Source organism: Paenibacillus sp. J31P316, from assembly GCF_056269105.1.
On the sequence record NZ_JBWDNI010000001.1, the window covers coordinates 1,224,531 to 1,244,011 of the forward strand.

Below are 19,481 nucleotides of genomic sequence, written 5' to 3' on the forward strand. Positions count from 1 at the left end.
TCTAAACATCTAAACATCACAACTTGAATCTTATCGTTTTATTGTTAGATGAAGCTCGTGAGTTTGTTAATTATGAGCAAGATTTACATTGATTTAGCGTAAAGAACCGAGGACCTGGAGCGCTACGTGTTGCCCCCTATGGAACGCCATAGCAAAAAACGCCACTACCGAAGTAGTGGCGTTTTTGCTATGGCGCGTGCGGTTTTCGCATGGAAGGACCGCGGACTCCTCGAAATCCAAGCGGTGCAACTTACATCATTTCAGCTTCGGCTTTCATCGGAGCCGCGCCCGCTTCGCGCTTCGGCATGCGCAGCTTGCCATAGAAGACGGAAGCCAGCAAACCGACGAGGACGACGACGATTCCGATCACGAACACGGATGTAACCGCATCGCTCAAAATATTTTGCATGGCGGCAAGCAGCTTAGGCGGAATTTGCGCCTTCACTTCCGGCTGGAGCAGCGACTGCGGATTCGCCAATTTGCTTAATTGATCGGCTGGAATGTCTTTGAAATCGCCTTGAATGCCGGTGATGCCGCTTGTCATTTTGCTGGACATGATCACGCCCATGATCGCGACGCCGACCGTACCGCCGATGGAACGCGTGAACTGCGTGGTCGATGTAGCTACGCCCCGAAGGTCGTGGCCGACCGCGCTTTGCGCCGCGATGGTTAGCACCGGCATGAGCGCCCCCATCCCGAAACCAATAATGATCATGTAGAAAATAAGTTCCAAGCTGCTCGTATGGACGGACATTTGCGACATCAGGAAATATCCGACCGTCATGATCGCCATCGAACTCATCACGATCGTCCGGTAGCTGATCTTCGTAATCAGGCGTCCGCCGAGGATACTGGAGAGAATCAGCGACAGCATAAGCGGCGTTAGAATATACCCGGAATGCGAAGCCGAGGTACCGATGACGGCTTGCGAGAATAGCGGAATATACGTGATTGCGCCGAACATCCCCATCCCCATCATGAAGCCGACTACGCTGGATACGGAAATCGCGCGCACGCTGAACAATCTAAGCGGAATGATAGGTTCCTTCACCTTGGATTCGATCCACAGGAACAACAGCACCAATACGATGCTGGCACCGAACAAGCCGAGAATTTGCGGGGAATCCCACGGATATTTCGTCATGCCGCCTTCCGATGAACCGCTTCCGCCCATCTCGATCGCAAGGAGGAACGCAACGACCGCGCCGGTAAGCGTTGAAGCGCCGCCCCAGTCGATCGATTTTTTCTCGGTGCTCTTGGATTCTTTCAGCGCGATCGACAGGATAATGGCCGCGAAGATCCCGAACGGCAAATTGATGTAGAAAATCCACTGCCATGCCATATGATCGACGATGAAACCGCCGACCGCAGGACCGAGAACGCTGGAGAGACCGAATACGGCGCCGAAGATACCTTGCATTTTACCGCGGCGGTCCGGAGGGAAAATATCGCCGATAATCGTCATGGCGATCGGCATCAAGGCGCCTGCCCCGATCCCTTGAATGGCGCGAAATACGATCAATTGCGTCATATCATGCGACAACCCGCAAAGGGCCGAGCCGACGAGAAAGAGTCCCATCCCGATTAAGTAGACGAGCCGTCTGCCGAACAAATCCGCCAGCTTGCCGAAGATCGGAACGGCCGTCGTCGAGGTTAACATGTAGATTGTAAATACCCAGCTGTATAAGCTGAAACCGTTCAATTCTGCGATAACATGCGGCATTGCAGTCGAAACGATCGTTTGGTCGAGCGAGCCGAGCAGCAAGCCGAGCATCAGCCCGGTTACGATCCAACGAATCTGTTTAGGACTAATATTGGTCATGATTCCACTTCCTTGTTCTGATCTTGTTTGTCTTCGATTAATCCATACAGCAGCTTGAAAGCTTCCAAAATAACATCCAGCTGCGATTCTTCCAGCTGTCCGACAATGCCGGCAAACCATTCTTTCCGCTTGTTCCATATCTGGCCAATGATTGCTTTGCCTTTCGCCGTTAACGTGAGCAGGACGACTCGGCGATCTTCCTCCGGGCGGGTCCGCTCGATCAGCTCTAATGCGACCAGCTTGTCGGTGAGTCCGGTCGCCGCACCCGAGGTGACGCCGAGGATCTTGGCGACATCGTTGACCTTGCACGTATCAATCTGATTTAAGTACATCAGAACGGTAATTTGGCCATGGCCCAAATTGAGCGGGTTTTCCAGCGTCTTCAAGCGATTTCTCGCTCTCTGCGACCACTTCTCCATAATGAGTTGAAGCTCGGAGAGCTTCGCGTCTTTGCCGCTCGAATCTTCTATGGGTCTTCTCCCTCCATCTCTAAACCTGCCATTCGCTTCTGACGCCAATGGCTTACTGTTTAAATAGCTTAGTAACTAAGATATTTACCTTCTGAGATGTTATAACAAATGATGACTCGGGTCAATAGTTAGGGGAGTGAAAATTTGTAGGCTGCTCCCGATGGAGCCTAGGGGATCCGACTCGCTCGGCTCGTTGATCCATCATGGGATGTCCGAATCTTGTTTGTAGGCTGACGAAGCTTATTCGATGAGGACTTTTAGCGGTAGATTCAGACGCCGTTTTCTTACCCCACAAAACTCGCCTCCGGCTCCGTCCACGCGGACTGAACCCTATGGAGCCTAGGGGATTCGACTCGCTCGGCTCGTCGATCCATCATGGGATGTCCGAATCTTGATTGTAGGCTGACGAAGTTTACTCGATGAGGACTTTTATCGGTAGATTCAGACGCCGTTTTCTTACCCCACAAAGTGAAGTGTTTCTTCGAAGCTTACTCCTATTACTTTGCGGGGGCCCCAAAATTTGCCTCCGGCTCCGTCCGCGCGGACTGAACCCCGGGGTTCGCCCCCTGGGCAATCCATACAAAAAAACGTCACCATGTGATATGGTGACGTTTTTTTTGTATGGAGCCTAGGGGGATCGAACCCCTGACCTCTTGCATGCCATGCAAGCGCTCTCCCAGCTGAGCTAAGGCCCCGTATGTAAAGGTGACGACAAGAAAGAGTATAGCATGGATATGCTGAGTTATACAAGCTTTTTATTCAACTTTTTCTTCAGACGAGAAAGGGAGACAATGCGAAGCCTTATCTCCCCCAACCAAACCGTCTTCTTACTTCTTCCCGCTCTCCGCGATTACATACTCCACCAGCTCTTCCAGCGGAACCGTCGCGAGACCGATCGCGGTATCCGTGCAGCCATAGTAGATATACAGCAACCCGTCCTTCACCACATTCGCCGTCGGGAAGACGACGTTCGGAATGAACAAACCGAACTTCTCATAGTACGTTTCCGGCTCCATGATGAAGCCCGGCGCGCGCGCGATGACCCGCTCCGGATGCTCCAGATCGAGCAGCATGGCGCCTACGCGGTAAATATGGTCGGCACCTACGCCGTGGTACAGCGTCAGCCAGCCTTTGTCGGTCTTGATCGGCGGCGTGGAGCCTCCGATCTTCTTGAATTCCCAGTCCGCCTCGGGAACGGCCAGCAGGATCGGGTCTTCCCAGTCGATCAGGTTGTCCGAATACGAGATCCACATGGCCGGCTTCTCCGTGCCGTACGCTTCTCCGATATACTCCTCGGGACGGCGGAGCAATGCGTATCTGCCGCCGATTTTCTCCGGGAACAAAATATTGTCGCGGTCGTTGATATCGAGCGGTGTCGTGTCGCAGAGGAACTCCCAGTGAATCAGATCCTTCGACGTGGCGATCGATGAGCGCGTCAGCCAATCCTCCGCCTTCCCCCAACCGTCCGGATAGTCCGGTTTGGAGCTGTTCGGAATGCCGACGCCTGTCGGATAATAGCTCATGGAGCATGGACGAAGCGCGTAATTCAAATAAAACGTATCGTCGATTTTCACGACGCGCGGATCCTGGATGCTCCCATGCGGAAAGCCGAATTGCTCTGGATGGATGATCGGCTTGTCCACCACATGGCGGAAGTTGATTCCGTCCTGGCTCTCCAGCAGACCGAAGAAGCATTGGAACGGGTCCAAGCTGCCCGCCGTACGTTCGATCATATAAAAGGTATCGTTCTCGATAATGACAGCCGGATTGAAGACCGTCGCTTTCCGCCAATCGTACAAGCCGGGCATGACGATCGGATTCGATTCGCAGCGGGTGATTTTCATGATAGCATTCAGCCTTTCTCTACGTGAAATGCACTTGAAGCAACAGCCAAGCGATGCTTCTATTGTAAGCGCAGCTTGCCGATGTTGAAAGAACATCGGGCAAATCCATGTAGGAATGACAAGTCAAACGCAGCCTCCGCCTTAAAACCTAAGAGCCGTAGACTCGACTCTGCAAACAACAAAAAAGCCCGCCCGCCGCAAGAAGCGGCGAGCAGGCGGCGGAACAGGCTAAGACATCGGATCTTTGGCCAGCAAGCTGTTCAGTTCTTTCATGAACATGTCGATGTCCTTGAACTGGCGGTACACCGAAGCGAATCGAACGTAAGCCACCTCGTCCACAGGGTAAAGCTGGGACATGACGAGCTCGCCGATCTCGCGGCTCTCGACTTCGGCTTGGGCGGTCGTCCGCAGCTCCTTCTCCGCTTCGGATACGATGATCTCAAGCTGATCGATGGACACCGGCCGCTTCTCGCAAGCGCGAATCAGTCCCCGCAAAATTTTGTCGCGGCTGAACTCTTCCCGGCTGCCGTCCTTCTTGATGACGATAAGCGGGGTTTCCTCCACCATCTCGAACGTGGTGAACCGCCGCGTGCATTTCTCGCATTCACGGCGGCGGCGTATCGATTTATTTTCGTTAGCGGGTCTGGAATCGAGCACTTTCGTCCCAGCATTGTCGCAATACGGGCATTTCATCGTCTAACTCCTCCGTCTAATCGCGATGCGAATTTCAAGCTGACGCATGTCAAAAAATTTTCCCAAAGGTTACCTGTAATGAAACTGCCGTTAACGCACATAATACATTTACCAACCGCAAGGAGGTGAACGACAATGGCTAACAACAACAGCGGAAGCAACCAACTCGTAGTGCCACAAGCTAGCGCTGCATTGGACCAAATGAAATACGAGGTAGCTCAAGAGCTGGGTATTGCCATCCCGCAAGATGGATACTACGGCAACATTACGACTAAAGATGCCGGTTCCATCGGGGGCAGCATCACTCGTAAACTGGTACAAATTGCAGAGCAATCTCTTGCAGGTCGTTAATTTAGGATAGATCGACAAGCATTGGCCGGCTGCCGCAAGGCAGTCGGTCAATGCTCTTATTTATTCCTCGCGAAAATCGGGATACAATTCTTCGTACTTATTATAATAATAAATGACCCGCTGTACATAGTGTCTTGTCTCTCCGTAAGGAATCTGATCCACCGTCCCGATCTCGCCATCCCACGTACCTTCGGACAACCAACGATTTACCGTCGTCGGGCCCGCGTTATAGGCAGCGATTACCTTAACCATGCTTCCCTCGAACTGATCGTTCAATTCGCTTAAGTACCAGGAACCGATTTCAATTCCAGCCTCGGGGTGCTTCGCCACCGATTCCGTCGTGATATCCTCGAAACCGCCCTTCTTGATGGCCCAATTCGCGGTATCCGGCATAAGCTGCATAATACCGACGGCGCCTTTCCGCGACACTGCTTCGGGCTTGTAATTCGTCTCTACGCGTATGATGGCCGCGACCAAATGAGGATCCAGTTCGTACGTATCCGCGCTCGCGACGATCGCCTCGCGATAATGCACGGGATACAGCCAATGGCTCATCCATTCGGAGCGGACAAACAAAAGCGCAAGCAGGCCGAGTACCAAGATGAGAAATACGCGCTTGCGCAATCGTCTTTTCTTCTTCATGACAGCCCCTGCTCCATCCAGAAGCGATCGACTTGCTGCTCCGTGTTCGCAAGCGTGCCGCTGTTATCGATAACGAAATCCGCCATGGCGCGTTTCTCTTCGATATCCATTTGCAAGGACACGCGCTGCTCAGCCTGCTCGTGCGCCAACGCGTTACGTGCCATCAATCGTTGAATTTGAACGCTCCTCGGCACGTAGACGACCATCACCGCATCATAAAGCCCGGCTTGTCCCGTTTCGTATAACAGCGGAATATCCGCGATAATGAGCTGCTTCGGATCCTCCGCCTCATGGGCGCGAATCTGTTCCCACATCCGATTCCGGATCGCCGGATGAAGAATCGATTCAAGCGCCGTCAGGCGCTCGCGGTTATTGAACACGAGCTTGCCGACTTCCGCGCGGTTCATCGTACCGTCTTCGTTCAATACAGCTTGTCCGAACGCCGCGACGATCGCCGCCAAGGCTGGCTCGCCGGGAAGCACGACTTCCCGGGCCGCCTGATCGGCATCGACCAGCTTGGCGCCGCGGGCGACAAGCATCGCGGCCACTGTGCTTTTGCCGCAGGCGATCCCGCCGGTTAATCCAAGTTTCAATGCATTCACCTCATAATTCCAAACGTTGCGATTCTAGAAGCGATTCCGATATGACTAGCTCAGCGGTCCATCGAACGACCAGTTCCTTACATAAGCCGGATCAGGCCCATGACGATTAGCATCACGCCGGGCAGCACCGACATCGCCTGCATCCCGCGCCATGCCGCGAATCGAAATCCGAGCCGCATGCCCGCGAGCAGGAAGATGCCGCTTGCTGTACTGATGACGAGTGCGGTCAACAGCGGATTAAAGCCGACCATGGCGGCGCCAAGACCGGCACCGAAGCTGTCCAGGGACAACGCGAAGCCGAGAAGAATGGCCTCCGAAGATGAAATAACGCCCGACCGGTCCACGTCTGCGATTTGCGGCTTGCGCAGGATTTGAATGACAATTCCCAGCCGTTTCAGCTCGAGGATCACGATCGTAGTAGCTGTGGCTCTCGTATCGTCTTCGGCGCTTAAGGCGCTGGCCTCAAAGGCTTCGGGCTGTTCGTCTTCTTGCGGAACGGCGTTCGCGCGCCTGCGCTGCCACCATTGGATGAGCGCGTAAGCGCCGATCAGCATGAGCAGCACGGCTCCGATCCATTTGGCCGTCATCGGCGACATGTAGCCGGACAACAACGAGCCGATCTGCATCGATAACCAAACGACGAGCCCCGAACAGAAAGCAATGATGACAATGGATAACAACGGGATGCGAATACGTCTTAATCCGTACGTCACGCCAACTCCGAATCCATCCAGGCTGACGGCAAACGCTAGCAGCAGCAAGGAAAACGCATGAATAAGCACCTTGATGTCCCTCCCATGAAGACGAAATTGCAGGTTCTGTGCATTCGCCTAGAAACATGAATGGTTCATCATATGCGGTTCATCGCGACTCGTGCCTTATTTAGCGTGCGGCTTGGCTTTTGCCTTCGCGGCTTTGGAGCCTCTGACGGCCTTCGCCGCTTTGCCGCGCTTAGCCGGATGCGGCTGGCAGATCGGACAGGTGTGCGTTCCTCTGCCGCCGACAACGGTTTTGACGATCATCGTCCCGCAGCGCGTACAGGGTGCGTCGTTGCGGCCATAGATGAGCAGCTGGTGCTGAAACATCCCCATCTCGCCTTGTCCGTTTACATAGGATTTGATCGATGAGCCTCCAGCCTCGACTGCCCTTCCGAGCGTCGTGCGGATCGCGTCATACAGACGGACCCATTCCGGACTCTTCAGCGTCACGGCTTCCCGCTCGGGATGGATGCCTGCCGTGAACAGCGCCTCGTCCACATAGATGTTGCCAAGACCGACGATGTAAGCCTGATTCAGCAGCAGCGGCTTGACCTTGGTCGTGCGATGCGCGACCTGGCCTTTGAAAGCCTGCAGCGTGAATGCCTCGTCCAGCGGCTCGATGCCGAGCTTGTTCAGCGGCGGATGCGTCAAATCATCGCCCGGCGCGAACAAGTGCATCGTGCCGAATTGACGGACGTCCTTATAACGAAGCTCCGTGCCGTCGTCGAACCGAAACCGTACATGCGTGTGCAGCTCAACGGGCTCGTCCTGCGCGAAGACGCCGTAGCGGCCTTCCATGCGCAGATGCGAGACGAGCACGAGGCCGTCAAGCAGGATTCTCAGAAACTTACCCTTGCGTTCAACAGATTGAATCGTATGTCCGGCAAGCGCCGCCGCGAAAGCTTCGGGCTCCGCCGGGCGCTGAATAATTCTTGGAAGCGTCACAGTCACCCGTTCGATTCTTTTTCCTGCGACTAATTCGTTCAGCGTACGCCGAACCGTTTCAACCTCTGGTAATTCCGGCATATGAATGTATCTCCTCCCATGCCAATGGTTCAACCCCCATTATACGACATGAGCGCGAGAATGTCTTACTTCGCTTCATACCAATTGTCACCGTAGCTGACGTCCGCCCTCAGCGGCACGTCGAGCTTCAGCGCGCTTTCCATGACTTCCGGGACGAGCGTCTTCATCAGCTCCAGCTCCTCGGCCGGCACTTCGAAGACGAGCTCATCGTGTACTTGCAGCAGCATGCGGCTGCGCAGTCCGCGCTCGCGTAGCTCGTGATCCATCTTGACCATCGCCAGCTTGATGATATCCGCTGCCGTGCCTTGGATCGGCGTGTTCATCGCCGTCCGTTCCGCGAAGGAACGAAGGTTGAAGTTCGACGCCTTGATCTCCGGCAAGTAACGGCGGCGTTCCAGCAGCGTCGTCACGAAGCCATCCTTCCGTGCCTGCGCCACGATATCGTCCATATACTGCCGAACCCCTTGGAATACGGCAAAATATTGCTCGATGAACCTGGCCGCGTCCTTGCGCGAAATGCCCAGGTTGTTCGAAAGCCCGAAATCGCTGATGCCGTAAACGATGCCGAAGTTGACGGCTTTCGCCTGGCGGCGCATGTTCGCATCCACCTCGGAGGCCGGAACGCCGAAGACGTCCATGGCCGTCTTCGTGTGAATGTCCGTGTCTTCGATGAACGCTTCCTTCATCTTCTCGTCGCCGGAAATATGCGCGAGGACGCGAAGCTCGATCTGCGAATAGTCTGCCGCGAGGATTTTCCAGCCCGGCTCCGAAGGCACGAACGCTTTGCGGATGCGTCTTCCTTCCTCCATCCGGATCGGGATGTTCTGCAAGTTCGGGAATTGGCTCGACAATCGGCCCGTCGCCGCGATCGTCTGCCGGTAGTACGTGTGCACCTTGCCGGTATCGCGGCGAATCTCCTTCAGCAGCCCTTCCACGTACGTGGATTGGAGCTTGGTGAGCTGCCTGTAGTGCAGAATCATCTTGACGATCTCGGAATACGGCTCCAGCTTCTCCAGCACCTCGGCATCCGTAGAATAGCCCGTCTTCGTCTTCTTGATGACCGGCAGGCCGAGCTTCTCGAACAGCACTTCGCCCAGCTGCTTCGGCGAACCGATGTTGAACTCCATGCCTGCATGCGCGTAGATATCGCTCATATACCGGGCGATGCCCTTCTCGAGCTCGGCGCCGAGGTCTTCCAGCACGGCGGGATTCACTTGAATGCCCTGTTTCTCCATGCCGGCGAGCACGACGGCGAGCGGCAGCTCCAGCTCGTCGTTCAGCTTCGACATCTTGCCGTTATCCAGTTCGCTCGACAGCATCGGCACCAGCCTGCGAACGGCATCGGCTTTGGCAGCCAGGTGATGGGCCAGCACGTCAGCCTCCGGCACCTGCAGCCGCGCGCCTTTGCCGTAGACGGCCTCATCCGTCTGAATGGAGGCAAGCCCGTGACGCTGAATGAGCCACGCCAGCGATTGGCTCGATTCTGTCGGATCGAGCAGATAAGCCGCCAGCAGCGCATCGAACGCGATGCCTCGCAGATGGATGCCGATCCAGCCGAGCGCAAGCTCCGCCTTATGCAGATCGTAGCCGCGCTTAGGCGCATGTTCATCCTCCAGCCACGCCCGTACCGGAGCGGATAGCGAAGGATCCATCAGGTCGTCGTACGTCAGCACGACGATCCGCTCCCCGCTCGTGACCGCGATGCCGATAAGCCTCGCTTGATGCGGGTTATCTCCGATCGATTCGATATAGAGACTTTCCGAAGAAGCAAGCAGCTTCTCGAGATCCGCCTTGCTCAGGGAGTCGGCACGAAGCACCTCATAGGTCGGAGGAGCAGCCGGAACGCCGTTATCGGCGCTGCCAGCGTCCGGAAGCGCAAGCCGTTCGATCAGCGACTTGAATTCCAGCTTGCGGAACATGTCCGCCAGCGCATGCGCTTCATAGCCGCCGTAAGAGAGATCGGCCGGCCCTTTCTCGAGCGGCACCTCGCGGAAGATCGTCGCCAGCTTCTTGCTCATGATCGCGCTGTCCCTGTGCGTCTCCACCTTCTCTTGCATTTTGCCCTTCAGCTCGGAGGCATGCTCCAATACGCTCTCGACGGAGCCGTATTCGTGCAGCAGCGTCAACGCCGTCTTCTCGCCGACACCCGGAATGCCCGGGATATTATCGGACTTATCGCCCATCAGGCCCTTAAGATCGATGATTTGCAGCGGCTTAAGGCCGTATTGGTTGTTGATCTCGGCCGGATCGTAGCGATCGACCTCGCTTACGCCTTTGCGCGTCAGCGCGATCGTGACATGATCGGAGGCCAGCTGCAGCATGTCCTTGTCGCCGGATACGACGACCGTCTCCACCCCTTGCTCGTCGGCGAGGCGGCTCAGCGTACCGATAATATCGTCGGCTTCATAGCCGGCCAATTCATATTGCGCGATGCCGAAGGATTGCAGAAGCTCCTTCAGTACCGGAAACTGTTCCGACAGCTCCGGCGGCGTCTTCTGCCGTCCGCCCTTGTAGTCCTCGTAGCCCTCGTGGCGGAACGTTATTTTGCCGGCGTCGAATGCCACGAGCATATGCGTCGGCTTTTCTTCTTCCAACAGCCTGAGCAGCATGGTCGTGAAGCCGTATACCGCGTTCGTGTGCATGCCTGCCGAATTCGTCAGCGGCGGCATCGCATAGAATGCTCTGTAAATAATGCTGTTTCCGTCAATCAATACCCATTTATCCATCGAAAAGGCACACCTCACCTTTAGTTTCCTAGTGCTTATCATAGCACAAAGCAAACAAGCTTTCCCAATGAATCCGCTGTCGCGGACGCTCGGAAAGCTTGAATTTATCGCCATAAGACGGCTGATTCCCGCTAAGCGCTTTGATCTCCGTTTAGCGCTGCATGCCACGTTAACCGCAGTCAGCTGACGTTAACCGCCGTTAACCGCCGAATCCGACGGATAAACGACGAAAGGCGCCGGACGGCCGAGCAGAAAACCCTGCGCGTATTGAACGCCGAGCGCCTGAATGTACTGCAGCTCCTCGTCCTCTTCGATGCCTTCGGCGATCAGCTTGATGTCCATCTTCGCCGCCAAATCCGCGAACGTCTGAACGAGGTGCGCCTTCATGCCATCCTGGTGGATGCCCCGGATCAGCGAACGATCGAGCTTGATATAGTCCGGCTTCAGCTCGACGATCGACTGCAGCGAGGAGTAGCCAGCGCCGGCGTCGTCGATGGCGATTTGGTACCCCTGCGTGCGGTAATGCTGAAGAATCCGTTTGGCTGCATCGAAGTCTTCGATCGACGTCCGTTCCGTAATTTCGAACACGACATGGTGCGGGGACAAGCCGTACCGCTGCAGCAGCAGCAGCGTCTGTCCCGGCGAGAAGGACGCATCGTTCATGATTTTGGCCGTAATGTTAATGAATAGCTTGCGCCCGTTCGCAAGTCCCGTGCAGCCCTCGATCGCTTTCTCGCGCGCAAGCCGGTCGAGCGCGTACGTCAGCCCCTCTTCGTCGGCAAACTGAAACAGGCCGAGCGGCCCGTCGAACCAGCGGCTGCCGGGCAGACGAGACAACGCTTCATACCCGAACAGGGACACCTTATCCCGCTGAAGCGACATAATAGGCTGGTACACGGGCACGATAAGCCTTTCGTCCAAAATGTTTTCCAACGCTCTTCGCTTCAGGCTGCGTTCGGCCGCACCGGTCGATTGCCCATGCACGATTGCGCGCTTAATTCCGTCGTATAGCCGTTCTTCTTCCGACACGATACCGCCATCCAGATACGATACGCCCGTGTGCAGTCGCAGATCCGGCACATGACCGTCGAAAGCCGTCTCCATGAACCGCGGCTCCCAGTCCAGCTGCAGCGCATTCCCGATTTCCAGCAGACGCTCCTCGAGTCTCTCCGCACGTTCGCCCGGCAGCGAGAAACAGACGAAGAGATCGTCGCGCATCCACATGCGAGATACTCCGTTCAAGACCGCCTGCCCGTCCTCGTCCAGCATTTTCTCGGCGAAACGCCGCCAATTCGCGCGCAGCCGGCTTTTAATCTCCGTCTTCTCCTGCGCTTTGCCATGCCAGGCAAAGTAAATGATTCCCATCCCGACGCTGTCTCTTCTCACGTTCACGTTATTCCCTCTCCCAGATGCTTCTCAATTACTTGGCCTGTCACATAGACGCTGCCGCCGATCGCTTTGGCCTGCTTCTTCACACGCGCCGCCGCCTGCGAGATGACGGAGGTCGTCACATGCTCCGTGCCGTCCCACAGCAGCAGCGACAAAGACAATGCCACGCCTTCCTGCGCTACCGGGTTGCCGCTCCTATCCGTAACGGCGGAGACGTCGGCATCGCCGTAGAACGCCGTAACGCCGTCGTTGAAACGGGCGATCATCTGCCGGCAGTGCAGCTCCGCGTCGTCGGCTTCCGTCAGCAGAATAAAGTCGTCCCCGCCGATATGGCCGACGAAATCATCCTTGCGGCCCCCTTGGCCTGTCTCCTGCTGCAGCACTTCGGCCAGAAAACGAATCAACTCGTCGCCTTGGCTGAATCCGAAGCAGTCATTGTACCATTTGAAATAATCCAGATCGGCATACACGATGGCAAAGGGCTTCCCTGCATCGATCCGCCGCTGCAGCTCGCGCTGGATCGCCGCATTGCCTGGCAGTCCGGTGAGCGGACTTGCGGTCAGCGCTTCTTCCGTCCGCAGTTGCGTAATGCATTCCAGTATGGAGCGGACCGACGCAGCGCCGATGAGTTGTTCGTCGCGCATAATGATGACGACATGGTACAGACGGGAGATATCCCGCGCCATCGCCATCTGAGAGACCTGCTCTACCGGCCAGCTGGCATCCACCACCAACGCTTCTTCGTCCATGATCTTGGCAATGGAACGATTCCAATACAGCGGAAGCCCGAACTGACCCGCAAGCAGCTGATTCATGTTTTCCTTCATGACGAGTCCCAGCGGACGGCCCTCGCTTGCGATAACGGCGCCCTGCACCTGCGGATTCGTCTCGAACATCCGCGCGAGATCCGACACGAGCGCTTTCGGATGGAACGACGGAATCGGCTTGGCGAGCGCGCCGATCGGAAACGGCGAAGGTCCGCCGTGCATCAGAGGAGGCGGAGGGCTCAGCCGATGCGTCTGACCGATCGTTAGAGGCTGCTCCGGCTTGCTCGTATACGGCTGCTCGTCGAACAGCTCCGTCTCGGCTCCAAACGACGCTGACTGCTCGAATACGTCGGCCGCCTCCTCTTGTCGGAAACGCGATCGGATCACGGCGGTCACTGCTTCCTTCACGGCGTTGTAGATCGTCGCTTCGGCTGAACGGCCCGTGCTTGTCGGATATGCCAGCGCGTGCCCGATCGCGAATCGAGACGATGCCGGATTCCCGTTTCCTTGCAGACTGCGGTCCACCTTGGCATAGACGCGCTTTAACCGATCCTGCAGGCCGGCCACGGCGCGGCGGGTCAGCTTGTCCAATTGCTCCTCCGACTTGCCTCGCTGCAGGAAATAAAAGAAATCCGTCTCCATCCGATAACGCCATATCAGCCGCCGCTGCTCGTTCATCCAGCCCGTGAGCGCCTCGTAAGCGGCGGAAGGCGGATTGCCGTACAGGTGGACGATAATGACGCCGATCCCTCCATGATGCCACTGCTCCATGAGCCGATTAATCATTGTGCGGTCCAACAGACCATATCCAATTTCATCCACGGGAATCCCTCTTAGGCGTGAGTCGTTTTGACTAGCTTATAGGTCTATTGTAGGTCTTGATTGTGAAGGGAGCGTTGCTCCACTGTTAAAATTATGTAAAACATTTCTCAAGCAACGATCGTCGAACGTCGGCGGCGATCCCTTCGATAAGCAACCCTGCCAATGACAAAGAACCAAGCGCTGTACAGCCGCCCGGCTCCTTAGGTTATGCTATTGATCTTTGCCGTAATGACTGCCCCTCAGGACTTTTCCGGCTATTAGCCGAAACGACCGGAGATGTAATCGTCCGTCGCCTTCTCGGAAGGATTCGTAAAGATTTTATCGGTTTTGGCGTACTCGACGACTTTGCCCATATAGAAGAAAGCGGTTTTGTCCGAGACGCGCGCTGCCTGATGCATGTTGTGGGTAACGATGACGATGCTGTAATCCTGTTTGAGCTCCGCGATCAGTTCTTCGACCTTTGCCGTCGATACGGGATCAAGCGCGGATGCCGGTTCGTCCATCAAGATGACCTTCGGCTTAACCGCAATGGAGCGCGCGATGCAGAGCCGCTGCTGCTGGCCGCCGGAGAGCGCCAGCGCCGAAGTATGCAGACGATCCTTCGTCTCTTCCCACAGCGCGGATTTCCGCAGGCATTCTTCCACGATCTCGTCCAGCTGCTTCCTCTTCCGGACGCCGTGGTAACGCGGACCGAACGCGATATTCTCGTAGATCGATTTGTGAAACGGATTCGGGCGCTGCCATACCATGCCGATCTTCTGCCGCAGCAGGACGACGTCGACGCCGGGGTCGTTGATATTCTCGCCGTCGATCCAGATCTCGCCTTTCGTGCGTACGCCGCCAATCGTATCGTTCATCCGGTTCAGGCTGCGCAAAAACGTTGATTTGCCGCAGCCGGAAGGTCCGATGAGCGCGGTTACCTCGCGGGGCGCGAAATCAAGCGATACGCTCTTGATGGCTTCCTTCTCCCCATAGAATACGCTGAGGTTGCTGGCTGATAATCCTGTCTGTTGCATGCTTGTTCACCTTCCCCTTATTTGGTCGCCGTAAATTTGCGGTGCAAGTATCTGCCGAACCATCTTGCCGAGAAATTGAAGATCAGTACCATGATGATGAGAACAGCCGATGCGCCCGCAGCGATTTGCGAAGCATCCGGTGCCAAGCCCTCGCTGTTGATTTTCCAAATATGAACCGCCAGCGTCTCCGCCGGACGGAACGGATTGAGCGGGGAGAACGGGCTGAGCGGGTTCCAGTTCGTAAAATCAAGCCTTGGCGAGCTCATGCCTGCCGTGAACAACAACGCCGCCGCTTCGCCGAAGACGCGGCCCGCGGCAAGAATGGTGCCTGTTACGATGGCCGGCATCGCGATCGGAAGCATGACCGACGTGATCGTCTTCCAACGGGAGAGCCCGAGCGCCAAGCTCGCTTCCTTCTGTTCGCGCGGCACGCCGCTCATCGCCTGCTCCGTGATCCGTACCATGAGCGGCAGATTGAATACCGTCAGCGCAAGCGCACCGGAGAAGAGCGAGAAGCCCAGTCCGAAAATATTAACGATCACGAGCAAGCCGAACAATCCGACGACGATCGACGGGAACGAAGACAGCACCTCGACGATCAGGCGAATGGAATCCGTCAGCTTGCCGGGCTTCGCGTATTGGCTCATGTATATGCCGGCGCCAAGGCCGATCGGAATGGTAATGATCAGCGTCAGCACCAGCAAGAACAAGGAATTGAACAGCTGGGGCCCGATGCCTCCGCCCGCTTTGATCGTTTGCGGACCGGATGTCAAGAAATGAAAGCTGATGTTCGGCAATCCCTGGAAGAGAATATACCCCAGCAAGCCTGCCAGCAGGAGAACAATGAGGCCGGATACGGCCACGATGACGGCTGTTGCGATGCGATCTGCGGTTTTGGCGCTCATCGGTTATTTCTCCTCTCCAGGAATCGAACGATAAAGACGAATACGAATGTCATGGCAAGCAAGATCAAAGCAAGCGACCACAGCGCGTTGTTATGCGTGGAGCCCGTAATCGTGTTGCCCATGTCCAGCGTAATGACGCTGGTCAGCGTCGAAGCCGACTCGAACAGGGAATGCGGGATGTGCGGCGCGTTGCCGATGACCATTTGCACGGCCAGCGCTTCGCCGAAAGCGCGCGACATGCCGAGCACGACACCTGTCAGCAACGAAGGCAGCGTCGTCGGAATTACGATCCGGTAAATCGTCTGCCAGCGAGTTGCGCCGAGCGCGAACGAAGCTTCCTTCAGGCCGCGCTGCAGGTTGGACAACGCGTCGGTCGCGATCGTCGTGATCGTAGGCAGGATCATGAACGACAAGACGATCGCACCGGCCGCGATGCCGATCCCCTGACCCGGGAATACCGAGCGCAGGAAAGGAACCACGATGCTCAGGCCGACAAAACCGAATACAACGGAAGGAATGCCTGCAAGCAGTTCGATGACCGGCTGAAGCACGCGCTTGCCGATGCCCGGCATGATCTGCGTCATGAAGACGGCGGCGCAGCAGCCAAGCGGTGCGGCGATGACAGCCGCAAGCAGCGATGTGCTGAAGGAGCCGAAGATGAACGGCAGGGCGCCGTACAGCGGAATATCGCCCTCCGGATCCCATTTCAATCCGCTAAGCAGCCCGCTGAGGCTGACGCCATCGGTAATAAAGGTAGCCAAACCGTGGGAAGCTACGAAATAGACGATGGCGGCGATCGTGACGACAAGTACGGTGACGCACAAGGTCGTGAACACTTTCCCTACCCATTCTTCCATGACGTGAGGCTTAGCTATCGTGCGTGTCGTTCTCTGGTGTACGCGTGGTTGATCATTCACAGCGGGCTGCTCCATCGTTTCATCTCTCCTTCAATACAAACATTGGCGTAGTCTTGACCGTCAAGAAGAGGCGGAGAGCTCCACCTCTAATGACTGGTTCGATATTCGATTGCCTGATGCGTTGCTTATTTTACGATGGCGCCGGAAGCGTCACGTTTTACTTGCATGTTGCCTACAGGAATGTAGCCCAGTTCAGTAACGTCGCTCTTTTGAACTTCGTCGCTCACCATGTAGTCCAGGAAAGCTTTCGTTGCTGCGTCAGGCTCGCCTTTCGTGTACATGTGCTCGTAAGCCCAAATTGGATAAGCGCCGGTTACGATGTTTTCTTCTTTCGGTTCTACGCCTTCGTATTTGACTGTTTTAACGGTATCGTCCAGGTAGGAAAGGGCCAGGTAGCCGATAGCGCCTTTTGTGTCGGTTACGTATTTCTTAACTGTACCGGATGCATCTTCTTGGATCGAACCTGCTACGTCTTCGGATTTCGTGCCGAGCGCGTATTTTTCAAACGTTTTGCGCGTACCGGAGCTGCTTGGACGGTTGATGATCGTGATTTTCTCGTCTTGGCCGCCTACTTCTTTCCAGTTCGTCACTTTACCCGTGAAGATGTCGACCAATTGCTGTTTCGTCAGGTTGTCGACCGTTACGCTTTTGTTCACGACAGCTGCCATCGCTACGACTGCAACTTGATGGTCAACCAGTTCTTTCGCTTTGTCTGCATCCGCGTCTACGAACTTCTCTTCCGCGAAAATATCCGAGTTGCCGATGCCCACTTGACCGCCTTGCACTTGCGTCAAGCCAGTGCCGCTGCCGCCGCCTTGAACTTGCACGGTGATGCCGCTGTACTTCGCGTCTTCCATGAATTTCTTCGATACTTGCTCGACGAGCGGTTGAAGAGCCGTGGAGCCTGCTGCCAGAACCGATCCGCTCAATGCCTCGCCGCCTGCGTTCGCGTTACCCGTGCCTGCGTTGCCCGTACCTGCATTGCCTGTGTTTTCCGTACCGCTATTTGCATTGCCGCCGTTATTGTTGTTGGAGCCGCAAGCAGCAAGACCGATCGTCAACATTAGTGCTACAACGATGAAAAGTGCTTTTCTCATTTCAGTTCGTTTCTCCTTCCGCTATCCCCGCGGTTATTTGTTTTACAAGACTTATTGTATAGGCTGGTTATTAATTTGATATTTTCTTAGTGTTAACGGAATGCTAAAACTGCATAGAGAATATGAATAAATTATTGATATAATATAAAGGAATTGTATATTCTAGTCGTTTAGGAGCTTAACAATCCATGAGTATATTAAGACTGCAGATATTAGTGATGCTGGATCAACTGAAGAAAGTCACCGCGGTCGCCGAATCGATCGGCGTGAAGCAGCCTACCGTCAGCTTTCATATGAAGAAGCTCGAGGAAGAATGGGGCGTTCCGCTCTTCGAAATCAAGACAGGCAAAGTGCTGCTGACGGATCCGGGTCGGATCCTGCTTCGCTATGCCGTAGAAGTCGATCGGCTCTATAGAGAAGCGGAAGCGAGATTTCAATCCTATCGCGAGCATGGCAAGCACGGATTCATCATCGGCTGTACGGATGTCGCTTCTTCCTTGCTGTTCGGGCTGGATTGGGGGGCGCATGCCGCGGACGCAGGACAAATGCGCATCGAGCTGCGCACAGGAAGTCATGCGGAACTGCTGGAGCAACTGCAAGCAGGCGCGATTGATCTGCTCGTCAGCGGGAGCTTTCCTATGCGAGGCGCTTTGCCGCAGCTGCAGTTCCTCGAACTCGCCCAAGAACGGCTGCTGTTATTCATGGACGAGCGCCATCCTTTCGCCGGATCCGCTTCCATTCCGCCCTACAAGCTAGCCGGCCAGCGTTTCGTCGAGCTTGCTGATACTTCTCTGAGAGAAGCGCTTCGCGGGTGGGAGCTGCACGAGAAGGTAACCCTTCCGTTCAACTGGTCCACCGACCGGATTGACCTCGTGCTCGGCGCGGCGACGGGAGGCGGCATGCTTGCCGTCCTACCCGCTTCGGCCGTCGAACGCTGCGGGGCACGCATGCTGCACGTTCCGCTGCCCGGGCAAGCGGTATATATGAAGTTCGCGGCCGCCTGGCGGAGCGATTACTGGAATCCATCCTTCGTGCAGCAGATTGTTAACTTGCTGTCCCGGGGCGGGAGTTTGGCTTCAGCGCCGGGGCAATAATGCAGAGCTGGCTACGTGTAGCCGGCTCTAGGTCGGTGAAGAGATCGAGAGGAGATGCCCGCAGGAGGCCGGTTCGGTCGGAAAGCTGCTGTTTCGCAGCTTTGAGCATCGCCGGAGACGGCTCGGCCGGAAAAGCTGCTGTTTCGCAGCTTTGAGCACTCGCCGGAGCCGGTTCGGCTGGAAAAGCTGCTGTTTCGCAGCTTTGAGCACTCGCCGGAGCCGGTTCGGACGGGAAAGCTGCTATTTCGCAGCTTTAGGCATCCTCCGGAGCCGGTTCGGCTGGAAAAGCTGCTGTTTCGCAGCTTTGAGCACCTGCCGGAGCCGGTTCGGACGGAAAAGCTGTTGTTTCGCAGCTTTGAGCACTCGCCGGAGCCGGTTCGGACGGGAAAGCTGCTATTTCGCAGCTTTAGGCAGCCGCCGGAGCCGGTTTGGACCTCTGTCAAGAAAGTAGACACCAGCTATGACCCGGTTCTCTTATCAAACTGAGCTGCGAAACGAATCGGGGACAGGTAGCCTAGCGAGCCGTGGATCCGTTTACGG

17 protein-coding genes and 1 tRNA gene are annotated in these 19,481 nt (G+C 55.9%); 2 read left to right on the top strand and 16 right to left on the bottom strand.

From position 1 onward, the window contains the following. Nucleotides 1-250: 250 nt before the first annotated feature. From AC0YNU_RS05330 to nrdR, 5 genes are all read right to left on the bottom strand, one after another. Nucleotides 251-1,822: an MDR family MFS transporter gene (locus AC0YNU_RS05330; protein ID WP_475753860.1), complete on the bottom strand. Its 1,572-nt coding sequence runs from the start codon at nucleotides 1,820-1,822 to the stop codon at nucleotides 251-253. Beyond that, complete coding sequence (locus tag AC0YNU_RS05335; RefSeq protein ID WP_475753862.1) at nucleotides 1,819-2,208, bottom strand: MarR family winged helix-turn-helix transcriptional regulator; 390 nt, start codon at nucleotides 2,206-2,208, stop codon at nucleotides 1,819-1,821. The genes AC0YNU_RS05330 and AC0YNU_RS05335 overlap by 4 nt, the downstream gene beginning before the upstream one ends. Nucleotides 2,209-2,914: 706 nt before the next feature. After that, nucleotides 2,915-2,987, bottom strand: a tRNA-Ala gene (locus tag AC0YNU_RS05340). Between the two features lie 132 nt (nucleotides 2,988-3,119). Continuing rightward, nucleotides 3,120-4,136, bottom strand: coding sequence for a glycoside hydrolase family 130 protein (locus tag AC0YNU_RS05345; RefSeq protein WP_475753864.1), 1,017 nt, complete (start codon nucleotides 4,134-4,136; stop codon nucleotides 3,120-3,122). A gap of 228 nt (nucleotides 4,137-4,364) precedes the next feature. Continuing rightward, entirely contained in the window at nucleotides 4,365-4,829 is a 465-nt protein-coding gene (gene nrdR / locus AC0YNU_RS05350) for a transcriptional regulator NrdR (protein ID WP_475753866.1), read from the bottom strand. 135 nt (nucleotides 4,830-4,964) lie between these two features. Between nrdR and AC0YNU_RS05355 the strand changes: the two genes are divergently transcribed. Then, nucleotides 4,965-5,180, top strand: coding sequence for an alpha/beta-type small acid-soluble spore protein (locus tag AC0YNU_RS05355; RefSeq protein ID WP_161693527.1), 216 nt, complete (start codon nucleotides 4,965-4,967; stop codon nucleotides 5,178-5,180). 60 nt (nucleotides 5,181-5,240) lie between these two features. On the opposite strand, the gene AC0YNU_RS05360 is transcribed toward AC0YNU_RS05355, so the two are convergent. From AC0YNU_RS05360 to AC0YNU_RS05410, 11 genes are all read right to left on the bottom strand, one after another. Then, the gene (locus AC0YNU_RS05360) at nucleotides 5,241-5,822 is read right to left on the bottom strand and encodes a lytic transglycosylase domain-containing protein (RefSeq protein ID WP_475753868.1); all 582 of its coding nucleotides are present in this window, start codon (nucleotides 5,820-5,822) and stop codon (nucleotides 5,241-5,243) included. Next, on the bottom strand, nucleotides 5,819-6,415 hold the full coding sequence (coaE, locus tag AC0YNU_RS05365; RefSeq protein WP_475753871.1) for a dephospho-CoA kinase: 597 nt from the start codon (nucleotides 6,413-6,415) through the stop codon (nucleotides 5,819-5,821). The genes AC0YNU_RS05360 and coaE overlap by 4 nt, the downstream gene beginning before the upstream one ends. 86 nt (nucleotides 6,416-6,501) lie before the next feature. After that, the gene (ytaF, locus tag AC0YNU_RS05370; protein WP_475753873.1) at nucleotides 6,502-7,206 is read right to left on the bottom strand and encodes a sporulation membrane protein YtaF; all 705 of its coding nucleotides are present in this window, start codon (nucleotides 7,204-7,206) and stop codon (nucleotides 6,502-6,504) included. Nucleotides 7,207-7,302: 96 nt separating this feature from the next. Further along, complete coding sequence (mutM, locus tag AC0YNU_RS05375) at nucleotides 7,303-8,208, bottom strand: DNA-formamidopyrimidine glycosylase (RefSeq protein ID WP_475753875.1); 906 nt, start codon at nucleotides 8,206-8,208, stop codon at nucleotides 7,303-7,305. A 65-nt stretch (nucleotides 8,209-8,273) separates the two neighbouring features. After that, entirely contained in the window at nucleotides 8,274-10,934 is a 2,661-nt protein-coding gene (gene polA, locus AC0YNU_RS05380) for a DNA polymerase I (protein WP_475753877.1), read from the bottom strand. A 189-nt stretch (nucleotides 10,935-11,123) separates the two neighbouring features. Further along, nucleotides 11,124-12,326, bottom strand: a complete 1,203-nt coding sequence (locus AC0YNU_RS05385) for an EAL domain-containing protein (RefSeq protein WP_475753879.1) — start codon at nucleotides 12,324-12,326, stop codon at nucleotides 11,124-11,126. Beyond that, nucleotides 12,323-13,912, bottom strand: a complete 1,590-nt coding sequence (locus tag AC0YNU_RS05390; protein WP_475753881.1) for a GGDEF domain-containing protein — start codon at nucleotides 13,910-13,912, stop codon at nucleotides 12,323-12,325. The genes AC0YNU_RS05385 and AC0YNU_RS05390 overlap by 4 nt, the downstream gene beginning before the upstream one ends. A gap of 257 nt (nucleotides 13,913-14,169) precedes the next feature. Continuing rightward, complete coding sequence (pstB, locus tag AC0YNU_RS05395; protein ID WP_475753883.1) at nucleotides 14,170-14,928, bottom strand: phosphate ABC transporter ATP-binding protein PstB; 759 nt, start codon at nucleotides 14,926-14,928, stop codon at nucleotides 14,170-14,172. A 17-nt stretch (nucleotides 14,929-14,945) separates the two neighbouring features. Continuing rightward, nucleotides 14,946-15,833 (bottom strand): phosphate ABC transporter permease PstA, encoded by an 888-nt coding sequence (gene pstA, locus AC0YNU_RS05400; protein ID WP_475753885.1) that lies wholly within the window; start codon nucleotides 15,831-15,833, stop codon nucleotides 14,946-14,948. After that, a complete protein-coding gene (gene pstC / locus AC0YNU_RS05405; RefSeq protein WP_475753990.1) occupies nucleotides 15,830-16,690 on the bottom strand; it encodes a phosphate ABC transporter permease subunit PstC in 861 nt (286 codons plus the stop codon). Before pstC ends, pstA begins: the two co-directional genes overlap by 4 nt. A gap of 185 nt (nucleotides 16,691-16,875) precedes the next feature. After that, on the bottom strand, nucleotides 16,876-17,847 hold the full coding sequence (locus AC0YNU_RS05410; RefSeq protein ID WP_475753888.1) for a phosphate ABC transporter substrate-binding protein: 972 nt from the start codon (nucleotides 17,845-17,847) through the stop codon (nucleotides 16,876-16,878). A gap of 188 nt (nucleotides 17,848-18,035) precedes the next feature. Here AC0YNU_RS05410 and AC0YNU_RS05415 point away from each other — a divergent pair, with 188 nt between their 5' ends. Continuing rightward, entirely contained in the window at nucleotides 18,036-18,941 is a 906-nt protein-coding gene (locus AC0YNU_RS05415; RefSeq protein WP_475753890.1) for a LysR family transcriptional regulator, read from the top strand. The last annotated feature ends 540 nt before the right edge of the window (nucleotides 18,942-19,481 follow it).

Coding starts and splice junctions, on each gene's coding strand:
- AC0YNU_RS05330 (WP_475753860.1), bottom strand. CDS start 1,822: ATGACCAATATTAGTCCTAAACAGATTCGTTGGATCGTAACCGGGCTG.
- pstA (WP_475753885.1), bottom strand. CDS start 15,833: ATGAGCGCCAAAACCGCAGATCGCATCGCAACAGCCGTCATCGTGGCC.
- AC0YNU_RS05360 (WP_475753868.1), bottom strand. CDS start 5,822: ATGAAGAAGAAAAGACGATTGCGCAAGCGCGTATTTCTCATCTTGGTA.
- nrdR (WP_475753866.1), bottom strand. CDS start 4,829: ATGAAATGCCCGTATTGCGACAATGCTGGGACGAAAGTGCTCGATTCC.
- polA (WP_475753877.1), bottom strand. CDS start 10,934: ATGGATAAATGGGTATTGATTGACGGAAACAGCATTATTTACAGAGCA.
- pstC (WP_475753990.1), bottom strand. CDS start 16,690: ATGGAAGAATGGGTAGGGAAAGTGTTCACGACCTTGTGCGTCACCGTA.
- AC0YNU_RS05415 (WP_475753890.1), top strand. CDS start 18,036: ATGAGTATATTAAGACTGCAGATATTAGTGATGCTGGATCAACTGAAG.
- pstB (WP_475753883.1), bottom strand. CDS start 14,928: ATGCAACAGACAGGATTATCAGCCAGCAACCTCAGCGTATTCTATGGG.
- AC0YNU_RS05410 (WP_475753888.1), bottom strand. CDS start 17,847: ATGAGAAAAGCACTTTTCATCGTTGTAGCACTAATGTTGACGATCGGT.
- AC0YNU_RS05345 (WP_475753864.1), bottom strand. CDS start 4,136: ATGAAAATCACCCGCTGCGAATCGAATCCGATCGTCATGCCCGGCTTG.
- mutM (WP_475753875.1), bottom strand. CDS start 8,208: ATGCCGGAATTACCAGAGGTTGAAACGGTTCGGCGTACGCTGAACGAA.
- AC0YNU_RS05355 (WP_161693527.1), top strand. CDS start 4,965: ATGGCTAACAACAACAGCGGAAGCAACCAACTCGTAGTGCCACAAGCT.